The organism is Guyparkeria halophila (assembly GCF_034479635.1).
In the GTDB taxonomy this organism is placed as follows: domain Bacteria; phylum Pseudomonadota; class Gammaproteobacteria; order Halothiobacillales; family Halothiobacillaceae; genus Guyparkeria; species Guyparkeria halophila.
Genome location: NZ_CP140153.1, coordinates 407,164 through 429,933, shown reverse-complemented (window position 1 = coordinate 429,933; position 22,770 = coordinate 407,164). Strand labels below are relative to the sequence as shown.

The window sequence follows — 22,770 nt, the reverse complement described above, 5'->3', positions numbered from 1 at the left end:
ATTCAATGTTCGCAGGCAACCTGACCCTGACCGTGGGCGATTTTCGGATGACCTCCGGCGACTTCCGCTTCGACTCGGACGGGGTGACGGCCCTGTTCGGCCGCTCGGGCTCGGGCAAGAGCACGCTGCTGCGCGCCATGGCCGGACTCGACCGCCATACCCGCGGCACGCTTCGCTTTCACGACGAGGTCTGGCAGGAGGGTCGCCGTGCGCTGCCCGCCGAGCGCCGCGATATCGGCATGGTCTTCCAGCACGCCGCGCTGCTGGCCCACCGCACGGTGCGCGGCAACCTCGACTTTGCCGCCAGTCGGGCACCGACCGACCGCGGTGCGGGCATCGACCGCGACCAGATCATCGAGCGCACCGGCATCGGCCCGCTGCTCGACCGCGCGGTGGGCAATCTCTCCGGGGGGGAACGCCAACGCATCGCCATCGCCCGCGCGCTGATCGGTCGGCCGCGAGTGCTGATGATGGACGAACCGCTGGCCGCACTCGACTGGCGCGCCAAGGCCGAGCTGCTCGACCTGTTCGAGACGGTCATCCGCGATTTCGCCATCCCCACGGTGATGATCACTCACGCCCCGGCCGAGGTCGAACGGCTCGCCGACCGGGTGGTGTTCATGGCCGATGGCGGTGTCGAGCGGGTCGAGACGCTCAAGGAGGCACTCGGCCGGGTCGACTCGCCGTTGTTCACCGAGGAGGGCCCGGTGGCCTCGCTGGACGGCCACCTCGAACCGGTTGATGGCGAGCCCTACCGACTGCGTTTCGTCACCCGGGCGACGGGCGGCGACGAGCCGGTCACGCTGTGGCTGACCCACGACGGCCGGCCGACGGATACCGGGCCGCGGCGCCTGCGGGTGCGTGGCGACGACGTCGCCCTGGCCCGCGGGCGGGTCGAGGGGATCTCGGTGCAGAACCAGGTGGACTGCCGGATCGAGCGAATCGAGACCAGTGGCCCCGGCCGGGTGGCGGTATTCCTGGCACTGACGGACGGCCAGCGGCTGGTCAGCGAGGTAACGAGTCGCACGGTCGATCACCTGGCGCTGGCACCCGACCAGCCGGTCACGGCCTTGATCAAGAGCGCGGCGCTGATGGGATAGGCCATCTGGCGAGCTGGGCCAAGTCTGGCCCAGGATCAGGAACGGTCGGTCTGCAGCCATTCCTCGACCCGGCTGCGGATCTGGTCACGTATCCCGCGAAGCGCCTCCAGGCGTTCCGCCTCGCTGCCGGGAAGCGTCGCCGGGTCCGGGAACGGCCAGTGCAGGATACGTCTGACCCCGGGGAATACCGGGCAGTCCTCCTCGGCCTCGCGCTCACAGACGTAGATCACCTGCTCGTACAGCCGCCCCTCGCGGAAGAAGTCGAAGATACTGTCCGACTCGGCCCCGGACAGGTCGTAGCCCAGCTCTTGCATTACCTGCACCACCTCGGGGTTGATCGGCCGCGGGGTGACGCCCGCGCTTTCCGCCACGAACTCCGGACCGCCCAGGTCATTGAGAAACGCCTCGGCCATCTGGCTTCGGCCACTGTTGTGGATGCAGACGAACAGGATGCGGCGGGACTGGTTCATGGGACTCTCCTGCAAAATGGCTTGACCGGGTGACTTCTTCATATGCAATATATTCCATGTTCCGTTAATTGCATATGACATCGATGGAATACACCATGTCACCGATCGAACTTTTCTCCGTCCTGTCGCACCCGACTCGTTTGCGCCTCGCTCTCCTGATGGCCGAGCAGGGCACCCTCTGCGTCTGCGAACTGCAACACGCCGTCGACGAAGACCAGCCCCGTGTCTCCCGCCACCTGGCCAACCTGCGCCAAGCGGGGGTGATCGAGGGCGAGCGCCGCGCCCAGTGGGTGGACTACCGCCTGTCACCGGACTTGCCCGGCTGGGCGCACACGATCCTCGACGAGGCCCTGGCCGGCATGCAGGACGACCCCGCCTTTGTCGAAGACCGCCGGCGTCTGACCGCCATGGGCGAGCGCCCCGGTGCCGCCTGCCCGGCCTGACCCCTTTTTCCCACGGATATCCCCGATGAATAAAGCCATTGTTTCCCTGCTGGCCCTGTTGGGCCTCGGTCTGGCCGGCATCGCGCAGGCCGACGAGCCGCAACCCTATGAGCCCAAGGCCGCCCCGGTGGTCGACAACGTCTACGCCATCGTCGGGCCGATCACCGGCCGCACCGCCGAGAACGATGCCCTGAACAACAACCTCGGCTTCGTGGTCACCGATGACGGCGTGGTCTTGGTCGACTCGGGCGCCTCGCGCCTGGGGGCAAAGCAGATCGACGCGGCCATCGACGCGGTGACCGACAAGCCGATCACGCATGTCATCAACACCGGCAGCCAGGATCATCGCTGGCTGGGCAATGGCTGGTTTGCCGAACAGGGCGCCGAGATCGTCGCCTTGAAGCGCACGGTAGAGACGCAACGGCGGTTCGCCGACCAGCACGTCGCCCGCCTCGAGGAGGTGCTGGGCGAGCGCTTTGCCGGCACCGAGCCGATGCAGGCGACCGACCCGATCGATGCCGACCGGCAGACGCTCGAGATCGGTGGCACGACGTTCGAACTGATCTGGTTCGGCGACGCGCACTTCCCCGGCGACATCGTCGTCTGGCTGCCCGAGACGGAGACGGTCTTCACCGGCGACATGGTCTACGTCGATCGCATGCTGGGCATCCACCCCTGGTCGGACGTGCTCTCTTGGCGGCAGGCCTTCCACCAGATGGAAACCCTTGAGCCGGTGCATGTGATCCCCGGTCACGGCCAGGTAACCGACATGGCCCAGGCCCGCTCCGAGGCCGGCGACTACCTCGATTTCCTGGTGACCGAGATCCGTACGGCGGTCGACAACTTCGAGGGGCTGCAGAGCACGGTGGAGCGACTGACCGATGCGCCGCCGTTCGAGCATCTCGAGCACTTCGACAACTGGCACCGCACCAACATCAGCCGCGCCTACACGCAGATCGAAACAGCGGCGATGCAATAAGCCATGTTCGCTTGGCTGGCCGACAACCTGGTTTACGGGGCCCTCGGCCTGACCGAGGGCGAGCGTTTCGCCGACGCGCTGCATTTCTTCGTCATGGACACGACGAAGATCTTCTTCCTGTTGGTGGTCGTCATCTACGCGATGGGACTGCTGCGTGCCCTGATGAGTCCCGAGCGGGTGCGCGCCTACGTGCGTGGCAAACCGCCGTGGATGGCCCGCACCCTGGCCATCACCCTGGGCGCGGTCACGCCGTTTTGCTCCTGCTCGTCGGTGCCGCTGTTCATCGGCTTCGTCGAGGCGGGCATCCCGCTGGGCGTGACCTTCTCGTTCCTGATCGCCAGCCCCATGATCAACGAGATCGCCGTGGTGCTCCTGATCGGCATCCTCGGCTGGGAGCTGGCGCTGCTGTACGTCGCCGCCGGGGTGGTAGTCGCCTGGATCGGTGGCATGGCCATGGAGTGGTTCCGCGCCGAGCGCTGGGTGGAGGACTACGTCTGGAAGATCCAGATGGGTGAGGCCCAACCGCCGGCGGCCGACCGGAGCTGGAAGGGGCGGCACCGCTTCGCCGTCGCCGAGGTGAAGGAGATCGTCCGCCGGATCTGGAAGTGGGTGGTGATCGGCATTGCGGTGGGCGCGGCCTTCCACGGCTTCGTGCCCGGCGACTGGGTCACCACCTACCTCGGAGCGCAGGGAAACTGGCTGGCCGTGCCGGGCGCGGTGTTGCTGGGCATCCCGCTGTACGCCAACGCCACCGGCATCATCCCGGTCGCCGAGGCGATGCTGGGCAAGGGCGCGGCCGTGGGCACGACGCTCGCCTTCATGATGAGCGTGGCGGCGCTGTCGCTGCCCGAGATCCTGATCCTGCGCAAGGTGATCCGCTGGCCCGCCCTGGCCCTGTTCGCCGCGGTACTGGCCATCGCCTTCACGCTGGTCGGCTGGACCTTCAACCTGGTTACCTGAGGAATGAATAATGAGTGAAGCAAAAGGTCTCAACCCCGCCATTCTGGACATTGCCGCCCTGAGCGCGGCCATTGCCTCCCGTTGCCCGTCGAAGACGGCGGAAATGGTCGAGCGGCTGAGCAAACGCGACATCCCGGACCACCAGATCCACGAGGTCGTGACCACGGCACGGGCCGTCGCCACCGAATCCTGGGAGCGGGCATCGGGGATGGTCGACGCGGTGCTCGCTGGCGAGCCGCTGGAAAGCTGCCTGTCGCGGGCGTCGGCCGACGCGACCTCCTGTTGCAACACGGCCGACGAGAATTGCTGCGGCAATGCCGAGAAAAAGACATCCTGTTGTTGACGGAGCGAGACCATGAAGACCATCCAGATACTGGGCAGTGGTTGTGCCAACTGCCAACGCACCTATGACCTGGTTGCCCGCACGGCCCAGGAACAGGGAGTGGCAATCGAAATCGAGAAGGTGGAGGACATCGCCGAAATCCTGGCCATGGGCGTGATGTCCACCCCGGGCGTGGTGATCGACGGCCGTGTCGTTCACAGCGGCTCCATGCCGTCACGCTCCCAGGTGGCGAGCTGGCTCGAGGACTGACCGCCACAAGGCGAGCGCCACGTCTTGGCGTGGTCTTCGCGAACCTCTCGGCAAGGTCGATCAGGCGGACACCGAGCCTTTGTGTGGCCACGATGCCTCGGCGCCGCTGTCGTCACTGACCCGGCCCTCGCGGCACAGCTGGCTCATCCTCAGCAATTGCCGATCGAGCTGCGGCCCCCAGCCGTAGTGACGCACCGCCCGTCGGCGCGCGGCGGCACCGGTGGCCAACCAGTCGCGCTCGAACAGGCGCGTCACGCCTCGGGCCAGCGCGGCGGCCCGAGCAGTCGGGACCAACTCGCCCACCGCCTCGTCGACCAGTTCCGGCGTGGCCCCGGCATCCACGCCGACCACGGGCAGGCCGCAGGCCATCGCCTCGAGGATCACCAGGCCGAAGGTCTCGGCATCGCCGGCATGCAGCAAGGCGTCCGCCGAGGCGAGGTAGGCGGCCAGCGTGTGCTCGTCGGCGACGTAATCGACCACGCGCAGGCGGGGATGACTGCCGACCGGCATGCCCGCGCCGATCAGCAACAGGTAGTAACGACCGTCAAGCTCGTCGAGCGACGCGACCAGCTGGTCGACGTGTTTCTCGCGCGTGTTGCGCCCGGCGAACACCAGCAAGCGGGCATCACGCGGAATCCCGAGCGCGTCCCGCAGTCCCGGCTGGACCGCCGAGGGACGAAAGATCGAGGTATCCACGCCCAGGCGCTGCACGCTGACATGGCGCACGCCCAGTTCGGCCAGCTGGCTGGCCATGACGTCGCTGGGGGCGAACATCCAGTCGAATCGGCGATACAGCCGGCCCAGATAGCGCCCCGACAGCGGCCGGACCCAGTCGCCGCAGCGCAGCGCGAGCAAGCGCGAGAGGTCCGAATGGAAGAAGCCGACCGCCGGCACGCCCAGTTGTTTCGCCGCGGCCTGGGCGGCGTGGGCGGTGACGTAGGGATCGCCCGCCTCGATCGCATCGGGCGCCAGCTCGATCAACGCCTCGCGCCAGGGACCGGAACGCAGGGGAAAACGGTAACCATCACCGGCGGGCAGGCGCCACGCCGGCAACTGTCGCAGCCACTGGTTGGCATCGGCCGACCACGCCGGGTGTGGGCCGGGCACCAGCAGGCTGTGCTGGCAATCGGGGCAACCGGCGATGTGATGGCGCTTGGCCTCGAGGTAACGGCGCACGCCGCCCGAGGCCGGTCCCCAGAACATGGTGACGTCGGCCAGGTGCAGCGCCGGGGAAGCAGGTGTCTTTTCCATTGGTACCAACCTACCCCGCGCGCATGACGGTTTGTTGTCAGTCGGAACCGCCTTCGGCTCCTGGCCACTCGACTGGCAACACCCGTTCGGGGTACTGGCGAGCCAGGTGGGCGAGGTTGCGACAATCGGGGCGATGCAGCTTGTAGCCCTGCGATCGGCTGAGGAAGGCCATCACCCGTTCGCCCGGCTGCGGGTTGCAACACTTGGCCGGGATGACCTTGAGCCCGTCGATCGACTGGTTCTCGATGACCAGACTGCGCCCGCCCGGCGGCTCGGGCAGCGGCTCACCCTCGGGCTGGGTTTCGCGTCGCGGGCGCGCGGAACGATCGGCCGCCGTGCCCAGCTGACCGCGGGCGGCGGCCTGCAGCGTCTCCGGGGCAATACGATGGTGCCCCACCGCCAGGAACAGTTGATCCTCGCTGTTGACGCCGAGGGCCTCGAGCAGCCCCTTTCTCGCTGCCGCATCCATGGAAAAGCGCCGGTAGAGACGCTCGCAGGTCAGCCGTCCCCGCTCACGGGCATCCTCGCGGTCGAACTGCGCGAACCAGTTGCGCACCTTGGCCCGCGAACTGGCCGAGCACAGGAAACCGCTCTTGGCGTGCGCCCACTCACGGCTGGGCGCCGGCTCCTTGTTCGTCAGGACGTCAACCGTGTCGCCGTTGGCCACCTCGGTCTTCAGCGGTGCGATCTGGCCGTTGACCTTCGCCCCGCGGCAACGGTGCCCCAGGTGGGTATGGATGCGATAGGCGAAATCGAGCACCGTCGCCCCCGCCGGCAGCTCGACCAGTTCGCCATCGGGCGTGAAGGCATACACCATCGGCGCGGTCAGTGGCCGTATCTCGCCGCGTGACAGGCCACGCCGCAGCGATTCGACCTGCATGTCAAACGGATTGGCCGAACCACCGCCGGCCTTGTAGCGCCAGTGGGCGGCGACCCCGAACTCGGCGAAGGCGTGCATGCGCTCGGTGCGGATCTGGATCTCGACCACCTTGCCCTCGTCGGCCTCGACGGCGGTGTGCAGCGACTGGTAGCCGTTGGGCTTGGGACGGGCGATGTAGTCGTCGTACTCGCTCGGAATCGGGCGGAACAGCTCGTGGACCACCGAGAGCGCGGCGTAGCAGTCGGTGACCGAATCGACCTGCACCCTCAGCGCGCGCACGTCGAACAGCCCCTCGAAGGAGAGCTGCTTGCGACGCATCTTTCCCCAGATGCTGTAGATGTGCTTGGGCCGGCCGTAGACCTCGGCCCGGATCCCCGCCTGGATCAGGGCGTGATGCAGTTTCTGCTCGACGTGAGCCAGGTACGACTCACGACTGGTGCGCCGTTCGTCGAGCAGGCGCGCGATCTCGACGTAGGTGTTCGGCTCGAGGTGGCGGAAGGCCAGGTCCTCGAGCTCCCACTTGATCTGCCCCAGGCCCAGCCGATGGGCGATTGGTGCATGGACGGCCAGCGTCATGCCGGCAAACCGCCGGCGCCTCGCCTCGTCGGCCTCGTCGCCGAGGCGTCGCATCCCCTCCAGCCGGTAGGCCAGATCGATCAGCACCGCGCGGGCATCACGGGCCCCGGCGAGCAGCAGGCGGCGCCAGTACTCGCGCTGCTGCTCGGCACGTGGCTCGGGATAACGCGCCTCCCATCCCCGTAAGCGTTCGATCGCCTCGATCAGGCGCTGCACGTCCCGCTTGCCGTCATGGTCGAGCATGGTTGGAACCGGGGAGGAAATGCCGGATTCACCCAGGGCCGGGTCGGCCAGCAAGGCGGCGACCAGGGTGGGCAGGTCCGCCTGGATATCCGCCAGTGCCACGGCCACGCGTGGTCCGGCCGCCGATTCCGTGTCCCGCGTGACCGACACACACAGGCGCTCAACGGCCAGCGCCATGTCGGGCGTGACCACATCGCCCATGCCATCGAGCACCTGTTGCAGGTGCTGGCAGAGGTGATCAGAACTGATGTCGAGCGGATGCTGCATGTGGGGCAGATAGATTCCGGTTTAAAAGGGGCCGGCTTGACCGCGCCGGCATCACATGCCAGTTGGGTTGCCGTCGGGGCCGTGGCACTATCCCGTCTGTGTGCGCGGAGCCATCAACCGGATGACCGACGTGACGCCCAGATTACCACCCGGCCCATCGGCCGGTCAGGCACAGGGAGACAGGCATGACCAAGCGGCCCGACCTTCACGGGGAACACCACCGCCTCAACCGCTACCGTAGCGTCCGGGCGGCCGTGCTGGGCGCAATCGCCGGGCTGGTTGCCCTGTCCAGCCTCATCGCCGGTCTACTGGCCTCCGGTCTGCCGCCCGGCGAGGTACTGCACGCCGCGGTGATCGCCCTGGTCGCCGGGGCATTGGCCCTGGCCGCCGGGCAGCACGTCGCCCTGCGCCTGCGTCAGGACACGGAAAAGGCCGACTTGGACATGGAGGCGCGCGAGCTGGAAATCAACTTCGAGCACGAGCTGGGCGAATTGCGCGACATCTACGTCGAGCGCGGCGTCGATCCCGAGACGGCGGATCGGGTCGCCCGGCAGATGATGGCCCACGACGCCCTCGGCGCCCATGCCCGGGAGGAAATGGGCCTGCACCGTCTCACCGAAATGCGCCCCCTGCTCGCCGCCATCCCGCTGGCGGTATCGTTTGCTGCCGGTGCGGCCCTCCCCCTGCTGGTGGCGCTGACCGCACCCGTCGAGCGCATGATGATGCTCACCGTACCGCTCACCCTGCTGGTACTGGCCGTGCTCGGCGCCTTGAGCTCGCGGACGGGCGGGGCCTCGATGATGCTGGGTGGTTTCCGCACCGCCTTCTGGGGGGCGGCCACCATGGGCGTCACCGCGCTTGTCGGCCAACTGCTCTCGGGTCTTTCCTGAGCCGACACGGGTGGCAAACGGGCCGATCGCACGTGGGCCGCGCGTGGTTCTGCTGCACGGGCTGTGGATGGGACGCTGGGCCATGTGGCCACTCGCCCATTCCCTCAAACGCGCTGGCTTCGACCCGGTCCGCTTCGACTACCCGACGCGCTCAACGCCGGCCGAGAACGCCGAACGGCTCGCCCATTGGCTGGCAGACCAACCCGACCGCCCCCGCCACTTCGTCGCCCACAGCCTTGGCGGCCTGGTGCTGGCCCACCTGTTCGCTCGGCACCCGGAGGCGCGCTCAACGGCAACGCGCGTGGTGCTGCTGGGCTCGCCACTAGCCGGCAGCGGGGTGGCTCGCCGAATGGCCGAGACCCGACTGGGGCGATGGTTGCTTGATGGCAGCCTTGTCGACGGCCTGGCCGGCACCCCACCCGAGTGGGCCACGCCCAACACACTGATGCTCGCCGGCACCCGCCCGTTCGGTCCCGGCCGACTGCTGCGCGGCGCACTCGAGTCACCCAGCGACGGCACCGTGGCGGTCAACGAGACACGCACCACCGCCCTGACCACACATGAGTGCGTGCCCGTCAGTCACTTCGGACTGCTGCTATCGCCGCAAGTGGCGCAACGTAGCCTGGCGTTTCTGTTGGCCGACTGACCCGACCCTGCACGGGAATGGCAACATCAACTTGCTATCAATAACGATTCGCATTAATGTTAGTGTTCTCTGATCCAATGGAGGCGTTGGCGAGCCCTTACGTCCACCGTGAACGAATAAAGGCACTCACATGTACCGTCACCCAAGCTCCACCCGTCGCCCCGCCGGCAAACTCACCCGTGCAGGGCTGCTGGGCCTGGCGGCCCTCATCTGGGGCGTCACCGTCTTGGCCGAACCGACCGACCTGGCGGGCCGCGAAATCGATCTGCCCGGCAAGGTCGACCGGGTCCTGCTCGGTGAGGGCCGTTTCCTTGTACCCACCTCCATTCTCGAGGGCGAGGAGGCGATCGATCGGATCGTCGGCATGCAGGGCGAATTCAAGCGTCTCGACCCGGCCGGTTACACGCGCTTCAGGGCAGCCTTCCCGGCCGTCGACGAGATTCCACGCGTCGGCCGCCTCAATCCGTCGAGCTTCAGCGTCGAACGCGCCCTTTCCATGGCGCCGGACGTGGCCTTCTTCGGGCTGGAGGGGCACGGTCCGTCACCCGGGGATCGACCGGTGATCGAGCGACTCGAACAGGCCGGCGTGACGGTCGTCTTCATCGACTTCCGCCATGATCCGCTGACCAACACCGTGCCGAGCATGCGCCTGATGGGTGAGGTACTGGGCAGACAGGAGGAAGCGGAGGCCTTCATTTCCGCCTATCAACGCGAGATGGCCCGTGTGGATGACGGCCTTGCCGAGGTCGAGACGCAACCCGACGTGTTCCTGGAGAGCCGGGTCGGCCTGCGCGAGGAATGCTGCGAGACCATGTCCAACGGCATGCTGGGCCTGCTGGTCGAACGGGCTGGCGGCAACAATATCGCCACCGACCTGCTCCCCGGGAGCCACGGCCTAGTCAGTCTCGAATACCTGCTGTCCCACCAGCCGGATATCTACATCGGGACCGCGATCGGATCCAAGAACGACAAAGCGCACAACGGGCATATCGTGCTGGGCGCCGGCGTGTCCGAGGCCCAGGCGCGGCAATCCCTCGACGTGACCCTGCAACGACGCGGGATCCGTGAATTCGAGGCGGTGAAGAATGGCCGCGCTCATGCCATCTGGCATCACTTCTACAACTCGCCGTTCAACGTGGTGGCACTGCAGGCCTTCGCCAAGTGGCTGCACCCCGAAGCATTCCGCGATCTGGAACCCGCCGAGACATTCGATCGCTTGCGCGCGCGCTTCTTGCCCTATGAAACCACCGGCACCTACTGGATCAAGCAACGATGAGCCCCCATCCCGATGCGGACTCGACACCGGTGCCTCGCCGACCCTCGCTGGCCGGCGACTACCGACGCTTCACGCGACGACGTCGGCTGCTCCTGATCGGACTCGCCGTTGCAGCACTCGTTGCACTGGTGCTCGACATCCTGACAGGCCCGTCGACGTTTCCCCTCAGCCGCTTGCTCCTGGGGCTGTTCCAGCCCGACCAGCTCGAGCGGGGTGAGGCAGTGATTCTCTGGGATATCCGCCTGCCCTACGCCCTGATGGCCGTGCTCGTCGGGGCCGCACTCGGGCTCGCCGGCGCCGAGATGCAGACGGCGCTCAACAATCCATTGGCCAGTCCGTTCACCCTAGGCGTGTCGTCGGCGGCCACCTTCGGCGCGGCGCTGGCAATTGTGCTCGGTCTCGACCTGTTCGGACTCGGCGAGACCTACGCGATCACGCTCCTCGCCTTCCTCAGTGCCGGGGGCGCGACCCTGCTGATCCTCGCCTTGGCGCGGCTGCATGGCGCCGGCGTGGAGACCGTGGTGCTTTTCGGCATTGCCCTGCTGTTCTCCTTCGAAGCCCTGGTCTGGCTGCTCCAGTTCCTCGCGGACAGCGACGCGCTCCAGCAGATCGTGTTCTGGACGATGGGCAGCCTCGCGCGCGCGGCCTGGGAGACAGTCGCCATCCTGGCGGTGATTCTCGCGGTCACGATGGTCTTCGCCCTGCGAAACGTCTGGTCAATGAGCGCCCTGCGCAGCGGCGAGGACCAGGCACGCAGCCTTGGCGTGCCGGTCGAGCGGCTGCGGCTGGCGGTGGTTCTGCGCGTCAGTCTGCTCGCAGGGACGGCGATCTCCTTCGTCGGCACCATCGGCTTTGTCGGTCTGGTCGGCCCGCACATCGCCCGGCTGCTGCTGGGCGAGGATCACCGTTTCTATCTGCCGGGCAGCGCGCTGGCCGGCGCCTTGATGCTTTCCCTGGCATCCATGCTCAGCAAGACGCTCGTTCCCGGCGTGGTACTGCCTATCGGCATCGTCACCGCGCTGGTGGGCGTCCCGTTATTCATGATGCTGGTGCTCGGAAAGAGGCGACCACGATGAGCGGATCACTCGACGTGCGCGGCCTGACGGCGGGCTACCGCCGCCGACGGATACTTGACCGCCTGGACCTGCCGACCTTCCGCAACGGGGATCTGGTCGCCGTGGTGGGTGCGAACGCCGCCGGCAAATCCACCTTCATGCGGGCGGTGTCCGGACTCCTGCCGATGCAGGGCGAAGTGCGGCTCGACGGAGAAGATCTAGGCTCACTGCCGCCCGCCGAACGCCTCCGGCGCGTGGGCTATCTACCCCAAACACTCCCCCAGGCGAGCTCACTGGTCGCCTATGAAAGCCTCATGGCCGCGTTGAGGACCGCCGATCCCTCGATGCCCCGCGATCGAATCGAGCACCGCGTGGAACGCGTCTTTGATGATCTCGGTCTGCGGGCGCTGGCATTCCGGCCGCTGGGCGAACTCTCCGGCGGTCAGCGGCAGATGCTGGGTCTCGCTCAGGTGCTGGCGCGGCAGCCGCGGTTGCTGCTGCTCGACGAACCCACCAGCGCACTGGACCTGCGCTGGCAGATCCAGGTGCTCGAACGCGTCCGCCACACGACCGACGCCGGCGGGATCGCGCTGGTGGCCATACACGATCTCAATCTCGCGCTGCGTTTCTGCGACCGTCTCGTGGTACTGAAAGACGGCGCATTGCTCGCCGCTGGCGATCCATTGGAGGTACTCGATGCCGAACTCCTTGCCCGCGCCTACGGGATCGAAGGCCGTGTCGAGCGCTGCTCGCACGGTTATCCGATCGTGCAGGCCGACCGGATTGCCCGGCCATCCGAAACCCTCTCGACACATGAGGCAAACACCCGATGATCACCCTTTCCGGCACCACCGAAACCCCCCTGGCCTCGACCTACCTCGATCGACTCTGCCGGCATTTCGCGAAGAAGATATCGGTCGAGCACGACGAGACCACCGGGCACGCGCGTTTCCCGTTCGGCGAATGCCGACTCGAGGCCGGCGACACAGCATTGCACTTTCACTGCCGCGCAGACGACAGCGCCTCGTTGGAGAAGATCATGGACGTGATCGAACGCCACGTCTGGATGTTCACCAAGCGCAACCCTCTCACCGTGACATGGGAAGAGCCCCAGTCACACTGACCCCAACTCCAACGAAAAAACCCCGCGGGCATCACGCGGGGTCTCTTGCGCTTCGCGCCAGTCATGCAATGGCGCGGCGGCTTGACACTACGCGCCGGTTTCCGGGGTGTGGTAGGCGAGGATGTAGTTCGGCTCACCCATGCGCTCGATAAGCTCGAGTTGACGCTTGAGCCAGTCGGCATGGCCCTCCTCGTCGATCAGAATCTCCTCGAAAATATGCACCGTGCCGACGTCCCCTTCGTTGCGTGCCTCGAGCGCGGCCTCACCGTAAAACTGGATCGAGGCGAGCTCCTCCTTGAGATCCGCCTTGAACATGTCGCCCAGTGAACTGGAACGACGCGCGGCCTTGGCCTCGGTGACCACCGGGTCGCCATCGAGGAACAAGATGCGGTCGATGAACTTGCTGGCATGACCCAACTCTTCCTGCACCTCACCGTGCATCTTCTTCGACAGTCGGTCCAGCCCCCAGTCTTCGAGCACATGGGCGTGCAACATGTACTGGTGGGTGGCCGTCAACTCCATGGACAAAGCCTTCTGCAGGTTCTCTAGGGTCTTCTTGTCACTCTTCTTTGCTTTGGCTGCACACATGAAAGTCACTCCTTTCGTTTTGCCATCTTGACGATGCGAGATTGCGATACAGGAACGAATCTAGCCCAAACAACGGGGTTGTGCAGGGCCTCGACCGTTCGCCCCCGCACGCTGGACCGGGTTTGCTGGGAGAACGGTTGCGGTTATCACTCGACCAGGTAACCGACGCCACTCGACCTCGATCTTCCGGCCGGCGCCCAGCCCGGCGGCAAGGCTCCGGCGAAGACGAAATATCAATCGCTGCCCGGCCATCTCCGCGCCGACCAATGCGAGGGCATCAAAGTCGAAGAAACGGCAGACCACGGGGAAAGCGGCCTTGAAGAAGCTTTCCTTGGCCGAAAAGATCACGCTGAGCGCGGCACGACGATCGAGACCAAGCGCGGGCAATGCGAGGTGTTCCTCACCGCGGATCACCAGTCGTTCCATGGCTCGTGCGCGATCGGCATCGGCAAAGTTCTCGACATCGACCCCCACGCCCACGACCGGCTCTCCTTCCCGATCAGCCCGCCGCGTGACGGCGACCGCCAGTCCGCGCGCCTTTCGGTCGTCGTGAACGTGAGAAATGCTTCCGACCCAGCCTGACGGCCAACGAGGCTCGCCCGTCGGGCCGACACCCACGCCGGTTCTCCGCGCGCCCTGATCGAGCAACGCGAGCGCCGCTGCGCGTCGCCCGGCAAGAAATTCCACCCGCCGCCGAAGGACCACTCGCGGCGGCCAAGCAGGTTCGTCCAGCCCCAGCCTGACATGCGCGGCCGAGAGACATCGCTCGTCGACTCCCGACCATGCGAACGGTTGCAGCACCAGCGGCAGGTCACCAAGCTGGAATCGTGTCGGGGACTCGAGGATCGGACTCGGCGTCGACTGGCGAGCGCCACGGGATGGCCGGCGATGGCGCGAACCGGGACTCACCCGAGACTCTCAAGCAGGCGACTGACCGCCTCGCGCAAGCGGGCAGGCAGGACGTGAGCGCGCGCCCGCAACCGCTCGGGCCATTCGCCTCGACCGATGACGGGATCGCATTGCATCGAGCGCTGCTGCGGGCCGGCGTAGAGGCAGGCGTCGACGTGCCGGGACGGCGCCACCTCGCCCACGTCGTCGAACGGTGGAGGCAGAACGCGCCCCGCCGACTGAGGCCGGTCGGCGACAGAGGCAATCGCGGGCCACCGATCAGGTGGCCTGCCCACAAGCGCGGCGACCTCGCTTTCGTCACCCGACGTACTGGGCCAGATGCTCAACAACCGCCCGGGCTGGTGGTGCGCCATGAGCCGACCCAGCGGCTCACGCGGCATCCCCGGGCCAGCATCGCCACCATCGCCCTTGAGCAGATGGCGAGCCCCGCAGAGCACCACTACGCCACGGCCACCGGCCGGTGTGAAGCGGGCCTCGAGGTATCGGAAGAATGCCTCGTCACGCTGGCGGTTGATCGCCCACCAGTCGTCTTCCCCGGCAAGGTCCCCCCAATCGAAGGCCGGTTCGGCCAGGTGCACTCGAATACGCTCACCCGCCGGACGCGCCAGATTTGTTGCCCGAAGTCGGGCGAACAGCTGGCCGTGGGATGGCGACATCCAGGCCGGGAACGAAAGCGAGTCAAGCCGAATTGCCAGCAAGCGTTGCTCGTCGATCGGCGCCCCGTCGAATGCTTCGGCACCGTCCAGATACGCGTCCAGCAGGGCCTGATGACGGCGGTTTCCGCATTCCAGCACCAGGTCGGTCAGCCGTCCGGCCAACTCCGGCGCGCAGACAAGCTCATGCTGGTAACGGATCAGGCCCGGATACCAGTGGGCCTCGCCCAGGCCCACCACCTGACCGCCTGACAAGGCCTGATCGAGAAAATCCGGTGACTTTCGCCACGTCATGTTGCTCATGCTGGCCGATGCGTCGATCGGGGGCCGCTCTTCTGCGGCGATCAATCGATCAAGGGAAAGCGAGGTGGCCGACGCGCCGGCCAACTGGATAAATCGCCGTCGGTTCATGAATCAGCCACCCGGCTTTGGACCGAGAACCGAGATTGGCCCCGGCCAGTCGCGCTCGGCGGCGCGGCCATGTCGCGTTCCGAGAGGAAATCGCGGACGTGTCCGGCAATGTCGCGCAGGAACTCAGGGCGAATCATTTCCGGGTGACGACAGTCGAAGTCCACGACCGAAATCTTTCCCTCGGTGTAGGTCTGCCAGCCCCCCGGGTCGAGCCAGTGCTCCTCGCGCGGCGCGGCGGCACGAAAGAAAAGCACGTCGCCGCCATAACGATAGTCCTGCGGCTCTCGAATCAGGTGTCGGTTGTTCATCACCAGGTCGATCATCGCGGACAGGGTTTGCTCGGAGAGATTGGCCATCGAACTGCCTGCCTGTTGCAGACAGTCGAGCACCGTTTCCCGATCAAGCCGATCGAGCGGTTGCTCGTCGACCGTCACGCCGGCCATGCGAAGCAACGCCTCGAGCGAACGCGCCTCGTCGGGTGGCGGCATGTCGCACCACTGGTCGGTCGGGTAGGCGTCGAGCAATGCCAGCACGTCCACTTCGTCGCCCTCCTGCTCGAAGATCGCCGCCATCCGGTGCGCCAGCATGCCGCCGATCGACCAGCCGAGCAGATGGTAGGGCCCGCGCGGCTGCACCTGACGGATTTCCTCGACGTAATCGCGCGCCATCTCGGTCAGCGAAGTCGGCAGTCTCAGCGTATCGGCACCCCGCGTCGCCTCCGACAACATCCGCGCCTGCAGTCCGTAGAGTGACCAATCGGTGGGCAGGTACGCCGTCAACGGCGCGTAGCACCAGCTCAACCCGCCGGCAGGGTGAACGCAGAACAGCGTTGGCGCGTTCTCCCGACGGCGCAGTGGCAACACCACGCCCAATTCGTCGCCGTCGTCGTCGCGATCGATGCGCCGCGCCAGCGCGGCGACCGTGGGCGCGTCGAACACCGCCGCCAGCGAGAGTTCGACGCCCAACTCCTCCTTGATCAGGGCAACCAACTGAACGGCAAGCAGCGAATGACCGCCCAGTTCGAAGAAATGGTCGTCCACACCCACCCGCGCCACGCCCAGCAATCGGGCGAACAATCCTGCCAACCGTTCCTGCAGGAGGCTTTCAGGCAAGCGACCGTCATCTCCCGCGGCTATCTCGGGCAAGGGAAGCGCTCGTCGATCAAGCTTGCCATTCGGCGTCAGCGGTAGACGATCCAGCTCGACCACGAAGTCGGGCAGCATGTAATCGGGCAGTTCCTCGGCCAGCGCCGCGCGCGCGTCGGCCGCCGTCACCGACTGCCCCGTCTCGGGCACCAGGTAGACCACCAGCCGGCGGTCACCCGCCGCGAAATCGGGCGCGGTCACCACGACCTGGACAACCACGAAGCGTTGCGCGATGACCTGTTCGATCTCGCCGAGCTCGATACGCTGGCCGCGGATCTTGACCTGGAAGTCAGCCCGGCCGCGATAGTCGATGCTGCCGTCCGACCGCCAAGCCGCCAGATCGCCGCTTCGATACATCCGCTCGCCGCTTTCGGAGAACGGGTCGGCGATGAACCGTTCGGCTGTGAGCTCGGGCTGCCCCAGGTACCCGTTCGCCAGCTGCGCCCCGGCAATATAGAGCTCGCCGGTCACGCCGGGCGGCACCGGGTTCAGCCAGTCATCGAGAATATAGATTCGGGTGTTCCACACCGGCCGGCCGATGGGGACACTGCCCGTGTAGCCACCGGCGTGGCAGGGGAAATAGGTCACGTCGACAGCCGCCTCGGTCGGGCCGTAGAGATTGTGCAGCGGCGCGTGAAAGCGGCGGTAGTAGGCAGTCACAGTCTCGACCGGCAGGGCCTCGCCGGAGCAGAACACGCGTCGCAGGGATACGCAGCGTGTCGGCTCGGTCTGGCCGATGAAGGCCTGCAGCATCGAGGGCACGAAATGCAGAGTCGTCACGCCGGTGCTTGCGATCAGATCGATCAGGTACTCGGGGTCGCGATGGCCACCCGGCCGGGCGACGATGAGGCTCGCTCCGACCAGCAGAGGCCAGAAGAACTCCCAGACCGACACGTCGAACCCCGCCGGGGTCTTCTGCAGCACACGATCCGTCGTATCGAGGGCGTACTCGTGCTGCATCCAGGCGAGACGATTGACGATCGCCCGGTGGGGTATCACCACGCCCTTGGGTCGGCCGGTGGACCCGGAGGTGTAGATGACGTAAGCCGGATCCTCCGAGCGCAACGCCCGTCGCCGTTCGTCGGCACCCAGCGGCTGGGCCCGGAAACGGCCCAGCGTTCGCACGAAGCTCGTCGAATCGAGACAGTGGACCGGCAAAGTGGTTTCCAGGCCCGCGGAGGTCTCGGCGATCGCGAGCAGCAACTTCGCCCCACTGCCCCCGAGGATGTGGTGGATACGTGCGGGCGGGTAGTCCGGATCGATCGGCACGTACGCCGCTCCGGCCTGCAGTATTGCCACCAGTGTCGTCACCAGCTCGGTGCTCCGCGGCAGCGCTACAGCCACCCGGTCGCCGGGGCCGACGCCCTGTTCGATCAGCCAGCGGGCAAGCCGATTGATCCTCGCCGCCGCCTCCCCGTAACTCAGCGACTGGCACTCGAAGATGATCGCCGGGGGCGAGTTGGGACGAGTGGCGGCGTGCTCAATCGACTCGTGCAGCCAGTCGGCCAGCGTAGTGCGCGGCACCGGAGTGGCGGTATCGTTCCATGCGGTCAGGACCTGGCGCGCCTCGTCGTCCAGCAGCAGGGGCACGGTCGCAAGCGGCTCGTCGTCCCCGCAACGCACGAAACCGTCCAGATAGTGCAAGAGCCGTTGGTGATGGCGTGCCAGTTCGTCGCCGTCGTATCGATCGGCGTTGGCGTCGAGCTCGATTTCGACCGTCCCCTCCGCGGGTCGACAGAAGAACGAGAGATCGTCGGCCGGCCCGGCTGCCAGGTTGCGCAGTCTGGCCTGCAGGCCGGCGAAGCGCGGCGCCTGGGCGAATGGCAGGATATTGACCAGTGCACCGAAGAGCCGTCCGGGCTCGTGACCGAGATGCAGATCGCGCTGGAGGTGTTCGTGCCGATAGCGCTGATGCCGTCGGATCTCGGCAAAGTCGCGCTCGACGGATTCCACCACATCCCGGATGCGGCGATTGCCGTCCGCATCCACTCGCAGCGACAGGATATTGACCCGCATCGACGGGGTGCCCGCCGCCACCGATCCCAGGCGCATCATGGCGGGCAACCCCAGCACCACCTCCGGTGTACCGGTCAGGCGCTGGATGTAACCGGCAATACCGGCAATCAGCACGCTGTACCAGGACACGCCACAGCGCGCCGCCGCCCCCCTGAGTCCATCGAACGCCGCCGACGAGAGACGCTTGCCGGGCGCGCGTCGAACCCGGGATGCCGGCCCAGGCGGTCGTTCCGAGAGGCTGACCGGATCGGGAAGCCCCTGCAGACGCTCGAGGTGAAAGGCGCGATCCCGCTGTCGGGCCGCGGAGTCGCGATACGCTGCTTCCTCGTCGAGCAGGTCGCGATGACCGGCCAGCGAGGCGACCGGGGGCTCCGTCCCGTCGACCAGCGCCGAATAGACCTCGGCGACGCGTTGTTGCAACCGATTCATGCCATAACCGTCGATGGCAATGTGATGCACGCTGATGAACCAGATATGGTGCCGGTCGCCCAGGCGAAAGACCGCGGTACGGAACAGGGGGCCCTCGGCGAGATCCACCGGGCGACCAACCTCTTCCTGCATCACGGACATGGCGGCCGCCCGGGGATCGGGATGACCGCGCAAATCGTGCCACTCAAGCGCCCAGGCGCGCCGATCGACATAGACCCGCGGGCCGTCGGCCGTGACGAGGAACCGGGCGTGCAGGCCGTCGCACTCGTCGATCGCACCGGTTACGGACGCCGAAAAAGCCGATGGCTCGAGCGGACCATCCAGCAGGAGATACTCGCCGGTCTGGTAGACCGCACTCTCCGGCAATCGCTGCTGTGCGTACCAGATGCCGGCCTGGGCCTCGGTCAGCTCGAAGACGGTGCGCCTCGAAAGCGACATGATGGTTTCTCCTTCGTGTTACCTCGGTGCGACGTCAGGCGCCAAGCGTGGCGCCGCCATCGACGACCAGATCCTGCAGCGTGATGTGTCTCGCACGCGACGAGGCCAGAAAGACGACCGCCTCGACGACGTCTTCCGGCTGCCCCAACCGACCGAGGGGGATGCCGAGCCGGTACCGCTCGGGGTCACCGGCGATGGTGGTCCGTTCACCCAACCCGTCGTCCCAGAGTGACTCGAGCATCGGCGTGCGGGTCGAACCAGGCGAGACGACGTTGCAACGGACGTTGCTGGAGGCCAGCTCGAGCCCGGTGCTGAGGGTGAGGCTGGTCAGGGCGGCCTTCGAGGCGCCATAGGCGGCCATGCCGACCCGAGGCACCCGGGCCGCGTTGGACGAGACGGCGACCACGCAGCCGTGGCCCTGTCGCCGGAAAACCGGGGAAACGGCGCGCAACAGGTGGAAGGCCCCCGTCACATTGACGTCGAAGGTCTGCCGCCAGTCGGCGTCCGCCATCGATTCCAGTGGCCCAGGGCGAAGCACGCCCGCTACATTCACCAACACATCGACCCCGGCCGCCTGCTCGATCAGTTTGCGGCTCGTCGCATCGACTGCCGCCGAGTTCGACACGTCGAGCGTCACCCGACGCAGACCCGGTTCGTCCGGCTCGTCCGCCTCATCGAAATGGCGGTCGAAACCGACCACCGCGCAACCCAGTGCCTGAAAGCGCTGCGCCACGGCCCGACCGATGCCTCGTCCGGCCCCGGTGACCCACACGCGACGCCCGCGCCACTCGTCCTCGTCGGCTGAATCCGCGGCGTCCGGTCGGCGATCACTCATGGATTTCGCTCGTGGCCGGCGTCGAGGCGGCATCGATCAGGCGCCACCACTCGTCGATGGAGGGGTTGGCGGCCAGGGTGGCGAAATCGACGCGAATGCCGTCGCGCTGTAATTCCTCGGCCAGGCCCAGCATGGCAACCGAATCGAGGCCGAAATCGACTAGGTTGTCGTCGTCGCGCAACTCGTCGGCATCAAGCAACATGCCCCGGACCCGGCCGCGCAAGCCAGCTCGGGTCCAGCCCGGGTCGGCTGCGGCCGCGACCACATCTTCGAGGGTCAGCACGCGCCCGGCGGTCCGGGCCACGATTCGCAACGCCGTCAGGTGATCCTCGCGCGAGAAGTCGGCGGTCGCGTCGGCGACTACGAACGGTTTGACGTCACGCATGAAGGCATCGACCGCCGTCTGCATGACGCCGATATGTCCGTAGATGCCGCCGATCAGCAGCTGATCCCGCCCCCAGTCGCGCATTAGATCCGCCAGCGGCGAACGATGGAAGGCGCTGTAGCGCCACTTGGTCAGAACCGTATCGTCGATCTCGGGCGAGAGCGGGCCGACGACGGGATACCGTTCGGGGCGCGCGGGCAGGCCCCGCCCCCACATGTCGTTGAGCAACGCCCGGTCCTCATCCGACTGTTCGGTCGGCTGAGCGGTGTACACCACGGGAATCCCCAATGCCTTGCAGCGGGCCTTGAGTTCGACCAGCTTGCGGACGACCTGCTCGATCAGCGGGCTGTCTGTGCCGTAGAACGCGACAAAGTATTCCTGCATGTCGTGAATCAACAGCACGGCACGCTCCGGTTGAAAGGGCCAGGCGACACGCGACTCGGGCAGCTCCGATGCGCTGGGCAGTGGGTAGGAAGTAAGGTTGCCTATGCTCATGGCCAGTACGTTCTCCTCAAGGTGTCGTGAATCGGATGGGTGCGCGTTCGTGCAGAACTTCCCTAGCACGCCGCCGCGCTGCAAATCCGTCGGCGCAGCGCGGCTTTGTCGATTTTTCCCACGGCAGTTCGGGGCAGGTCGTCGATGAATTCCACCCGATCGGGCAGCTTGAAGTCGGCGACGCCCTCTCGTCGTAGGAAACGGCGCACGTCGACGGCCCGTAGCCGGGCATCGGCGACCAGGAACGCGCAGCTGCGCTCGCCCAACACCTCGTCGGGCATCGCGACCAACGCCGCCTGTCGGATGGCCGGGTGCCCCAGCAGGAGGTCCTCGATCTCGAGGGCATCGATCTTTTCGCCGCCGCGGTTGATCTGATCCTTCTCCCGGCCGACCACCACCAGGTAACCGCTATCGGTCCGGCGAACCAGATCACCGGAGCAATAGAACCCCTCGACGTCGAAGGCGACGGCGTTGTGCGCCTCGGCGCGGTAGTAACCGCGGAAGGTGTAGGGCCCGCGCGCCCAGAGCGTGCCAACCTCGCCGGGCGGCACATCCCGGCCCTCGGCGTCGCGGACCCGGATCTCGTCGGCTGGGCTGAGCGGCCGGCCCTGGGTGTTCTCCACGTACCAGCGATCGTCGTCAAGGCGGGTGTAGTTCACCAGACCCTCGGCCATCCCGAAGACCTGTTGCAGCCGGCAGCCCAGACGCGTCGGGACCTGCTCGGCCAGGGCCGGGCTGAGCCGGGCGCCGCCGACCTGCAGCAAGCTAAGACTACCGAGGCTGGGCGGCCGCACCGAGTCGGCGGCCTCCAACCACAGGCTCAGCGCCGGCGGCACCAGGGCCGCCATGGTCACGGCGTGACGGTCGATCAACTCGAAGCAGGTGGCCGGCCCGGGGTCGCGCGCCATCACCACGACGCCGCCGGCGTGCAATATGCCGAGCGTGCCGGGCGAGCTGAGGCTGTAGTTGTGCGGCGCCGGCAGCGCGCAGAGAAAGACGGTGTCGACGTTCAAGCGGCATAACTCGGCGCTGGCGCGCACGCTGTAACCGTAGTCGTCGTGAGTCCGAGGGATGAGCTTCGGAAGGCCGGTGCTGCCGCCGGATAGCTGGAAAAAGGCGACCTCGTCCGGCGGATTCGGCGAGAACCCGTTCAGGCACTCCGACTCGTCGAGCGGCTCGCCATCTTCCCAACGAAAATCGGTGAGCACCTTCTCGACCGGCAGGGCGCGGTCGCCGAAATGCAACAGCCGAGCCTCGCCAGACGCGTATCGACGTAGTTCGTCGACCAATGCCGTTCCCTGCCGCCCGCGCATCGCCGGGTGATCATCCGTAAGCACCAGCAGCGCCGGGGCGATCTGTTCGGCGAAGGCAAGCAACTCGCGACGGTTGTGACTGAAAAGCGCGTTGACCGGCACCGCACCGCATCGCAGCAAGGCGAAGAACAGCAGGTAGAACTCGGCGCAATTGGGCATCTGCACCAGCACGGTCTGACCGGGACGCAGACCGGCGGCGACCAGCGAGGCGGCCAGTCGACGCGAAAGCCGGATCAACTGGTCGTAGCTGAACCGTCTCTCGGCGCAGACAATCGCGTCACGATCCGCTTCGCGCGGATCGTGGGCGTCGAGAATGTCCGTCAGCGGTTGACCGCGCCAGTAGCCAGCGTCTCGATACCGTCGGGCAAGCGCTTCCGGCCAGCAGGTGAAGGCGACACTCAT

The 22,770-nt window shown here is 66.8% G+C and carries 22 protein-coding genes and 1 pseudogene; 12 read left to right on the top strand and 11 right to left on the bottom strand.

Translation table 11 applies throughout. The features are described 5' to 3' along the window. Positions 1–5 precede the first annotated feature (5 nt). Positions 6–1,100 carry a molybdenum ABC transporter ATP-binding protein gene (gene modC, locus SR882_RS01990; protein ID WP_322521684.1) on the top strand — a complete coding sequence of 365 codons (1,095 nt, stop codon included), beginning with the start codon at positions 6–8 and terminating at the stop codon, positions 1,098–1,100. 35 nt (positions 1,101–1,135) lie between these two features. Here the strand turns inward: modC and SR882_RS01985 are convergent, their stop codons facing one another. Continuing rightward, entirely contained in the window at positions 1,136–1,570 is a 435-nt protein-coding gene (locus SR882_RS01985; protein WP_322521683.1) for an arsenate reductase ArsC, read from the bottom strand. 95 nt (positions 1,571–1,665) lie between these two features. Between SR882_RS01985 and SR882_RS01980 the strand changes: the two genes are divergently transcribed. From SR882_RS01980 to SR882_RS01960, 5 genes are read left to right on the top strand one after another with little or no spacing between them, the layout of a single operon-like run. Continuing rightward, a complete protein-coding gene (locus SR882_RS01980) occupies positions 1,666–2,013 on the top strand; it encodes a metalloregulator ArsR/SmtB family transcription factor (protein WP_322521682.1) in 348 nt (115 codons plus the stop codon). A 25-nt stretch (positions 2,014–2,038) separates the two neighbouring features. After that, the gene (locus tag SR882_RS01975; protein ID WP_322521681.1) at positions 2,039–2,992 is read left to right on the top strand and encodes an MBL fold metallo-hydrolase; all 954 of its coding nucleotides are present in this window, start codon (positions 2,039–2,041) and stop codon (positions 2,990–2,992) included. Positions 2,993–2,995: 3 nt separating this feature from the next. Further along, positions 2,996–3,952: a permease gene (locus SR882_RS01970; RefSeq protein ID WP_322521680.1), complete on the top strand. Its 957-nt coding sequence runs from the start codon at positions 2,996–2,998 to the stop codon at positions 3,950–3,952. A 10-nt stretch (positions 3,953–3,962) separates the two neighbouring features. Beyond that, a complete protein-coding gene (locus SR882_RS01965; protein ID WP_322521679.1) occupies positions 3,963–4,295 on the top strand; it encodes a hypothetical protein in 333 nt (110 codons plus the stop codon). Positions 4,296–4,307: 12 nt separating this feature from the next. Beyond that, the gene (locus SR882_RS01960) at positions 4,308–4,544 is read left to right on the top strand and encodes a thioredoxin family protein (RefSeq protein ID WP_322521678.1); all 237 of its coding nucleotides are present in this window, start codon (positions 4,308–4,310) and stop codon (positions 4,542–4,544) included. Between the two features lie 60 nt (positions 4,545–4,604). Here SR882_RS01960 and SR882_RS01955 read toward each other — a convergent pair whose 3' ends face one another. Both SR882_RS01955 and SR882_RS01950 read right to left on the bottom strand, forming a co-directional pair. After that, positions 4,605–5,795, bottom strand: coding sequence for a glycosyltransferase (locus tag SR882_RS01955; RefSeq protein WP_322521677.1), 1,191 nt, complete (start codon positions 5,793–5,795; stop codon positions 4,605–4,607). A 37-nt stretch (positions 5,796–5,832) separates the two neighbouring features. Next, a complete protein-coding gene (locus SR882_RS01950) occupies positions 5,833–7,761 on the bottom strand; it encodes a RelA/SpoT family protein (protein WP_322521676.1) in 1,929 nt (642 codons plus the stop codon). Positions 7,762–7,946: 185 nt separating this feature from the next. On the opposite strand from SR882_RS01950, the gene SR882_RS01945 reads away from it, so the two are divergent. The 6 genes from SR882_RS01945 (at position 7,947) to SR882_RS01920 (ending at position 12,751) form a co-directional block, all read left to right on the top strand. Further along, positions 7,947–8,651 (top strand): VIT1/CCC1 transporter family protein, encoded by a 705-nt coding sequence (locus tag SR882_RS01945; protein WP_322521675.1) that lies wholly within the window; start codon positions 7,947–7,949, stop codon positions 8,649–8,651. Between the two features lie 43 nt (positions 8,652–8,694). Then, positions 8,695–9,297 carry an esterase/lipase family protein gene (locus SR882_RS01940; protein WP_322521674.1) on the top strand — a complete coding sequence of 201 codons (603 nt, stop codon included), beginning with the start codon at positions 8,695–8,697 and terminating at the stop codon, positions 9,295–9,297. A gap of 130 nt (positions 9,298–9,427) precedes the next feature. Next, positions 9,428–10,573: an ABC transporter substrate-binding protein gene (locus tag SR882_RS01935; RefSeq protein WP_322521673.1), complete on the top strand. Its 1,146-nt coding sequence runs from the start codon at positions 9,428–9,430 to the stop codon at positions 10,571–10,573. Beyond that, on the top strand, positions 10,570–11,649 hold the full coding sequence (locus tag SR882_RS01930) for a FecCD family ABC transporter permease (RefSeq protein WP_322521672.1): 1,080 nt from the start codon (positions 10,570–10,572) through the stop codon (positions 11,647–11,649). Before SR882_RS01935 ends, SR882_RS01930 begins: the two co-directional genes overlap by 4 nt. Continuing rightward, positions 11,646–12,461 carry an ABC transporter ATP-binding protein gene (locus SR882_RS01925; RefSeq protein WP_322521671.1) on the top strand — a complete coding sequence of 272 codons (816 nt, stop codon included), beginning with the start codon at positions 11,646–11,648 and terminating at the stop codon, positions 12,459–12,461. Before SR882_RS01930 ends, SR882_RS01925 begins: the two co-directional genes overlap by 4 nt. Then, on the top strand, positions 12,458–12,751 hold the full coding sequence (locus tag SR882_RS01920) for a DUF2218 domain-containing protein (protein ID WP_322521670.1): 294 nt from the start codon (positions 12,458–12,460) through the stop codon (positions 12,749–12,751). The genes SR882_RS01925 and SR882_RS01920 overlap by 4 nt, the downstream gene beginning before the upstream one ends. Before the next feature lie 87 nt (positions 12,752–12,838). Here the strand turns inward: SR882_RS01920 and SR882_RS01915 are convergent, their stop codons facing one another. From SR882_RS01915 to SR882_RS01885, 8 genes and pseudogenes are all read right to left on the bottom strand, one after another. Next, positions 12,839–13,339 (bottom strand): bacterioferritin, encoded by a 501-nt coding sequence (locus SR882_RS01915; RefSeq protein WP_322521669.1) that lies wholly within the window; start codon positions 13,337–13,339, stop codon positions 12,839–12,841. Positions 13,340–13,399: 60 nt separating this feature from the next. Continuing rightward, a complete protein-coding gene (locus SR882_RS01910; protein WP_322521668.1) occupies positions 13,400–13,819 on the bottom strand; it encodes a 4'-phosphopantetheinyl transferase family protein in 420 nt (139 codons plus the stop codon). A gap of 78 nt (positions 13,820–13,897) precedes the next feature. Further along, a pseudogene (locus tag SR882_RS11295) lies at positions 13,898–14,044 on the bottom strand (phosphopantetheinyl transferase); the annotation flags it as partial. A 200-nt stretch (positions 14,045–14,244) separates the two neighbouring features. Further along, complete coding sequence (locus SR882_RS01905) at positions 14,245–15,312, bottom strand: hypothetical protein (RefSeq protein WP_322521667.1); 1,068 nt, start codon at positions 15,310–15,312, stop codon at positions 14,245–14,247. Next, entirely contained in the window at positions 15,309–19,340 is a 4,032-nt protein-coding gene (locus SR882_RS01900; RefSeq protein WP_322521666.1) for an amino acid adenylation domain-containing protein, read from the bottom strand. The genes SR882_RS01905 and SR882_RS01900 overlap by 4 nt, the downstream gene beginning before the upstream one ends. Before the next feature lie 34 nt (positions 19,341–19,374). Beyond that, positions 19,375–20,175: a 2,3-dihydro-2,3-dihydroxybenzoate dehydrogenase gene (dhbA, locus tag SR882_RS01895; protein WP_322521665.1), complete on the bottom strand. Its 801-nt coding sequence runs from the start codon at positions 20,173–20,175 to the stop codon at positions 19,375–19,377. Continuing rightward, the gene (locus tag SR882_RS01890) at positions 20,168–21,055 is read right to left on the bottom strand and encodes an isochorismatase family protein (RefSeq protein WP_322521664.1); all 888 of its coding nucleotides are present in this window, start codon (positions 21,053–21,055) and stop codon (positions 20,168–20,170) included. Before SR882_RS01890 ends, dhbA begins: the two co-directional genes overlap by 8 nt. Before the next feature lie 62 nt (positions 21,056–21,117). Further along, a complete protein-coding gene (locus tag SR882_RS01885) occupies positions 21,118–22,770 on the bottom strand; it encodes a (2,3-dihydroxybenzoyl)adenylate synthase (protein WP_322521663.1) in 1,653 nt (550 codons plus the stop codon).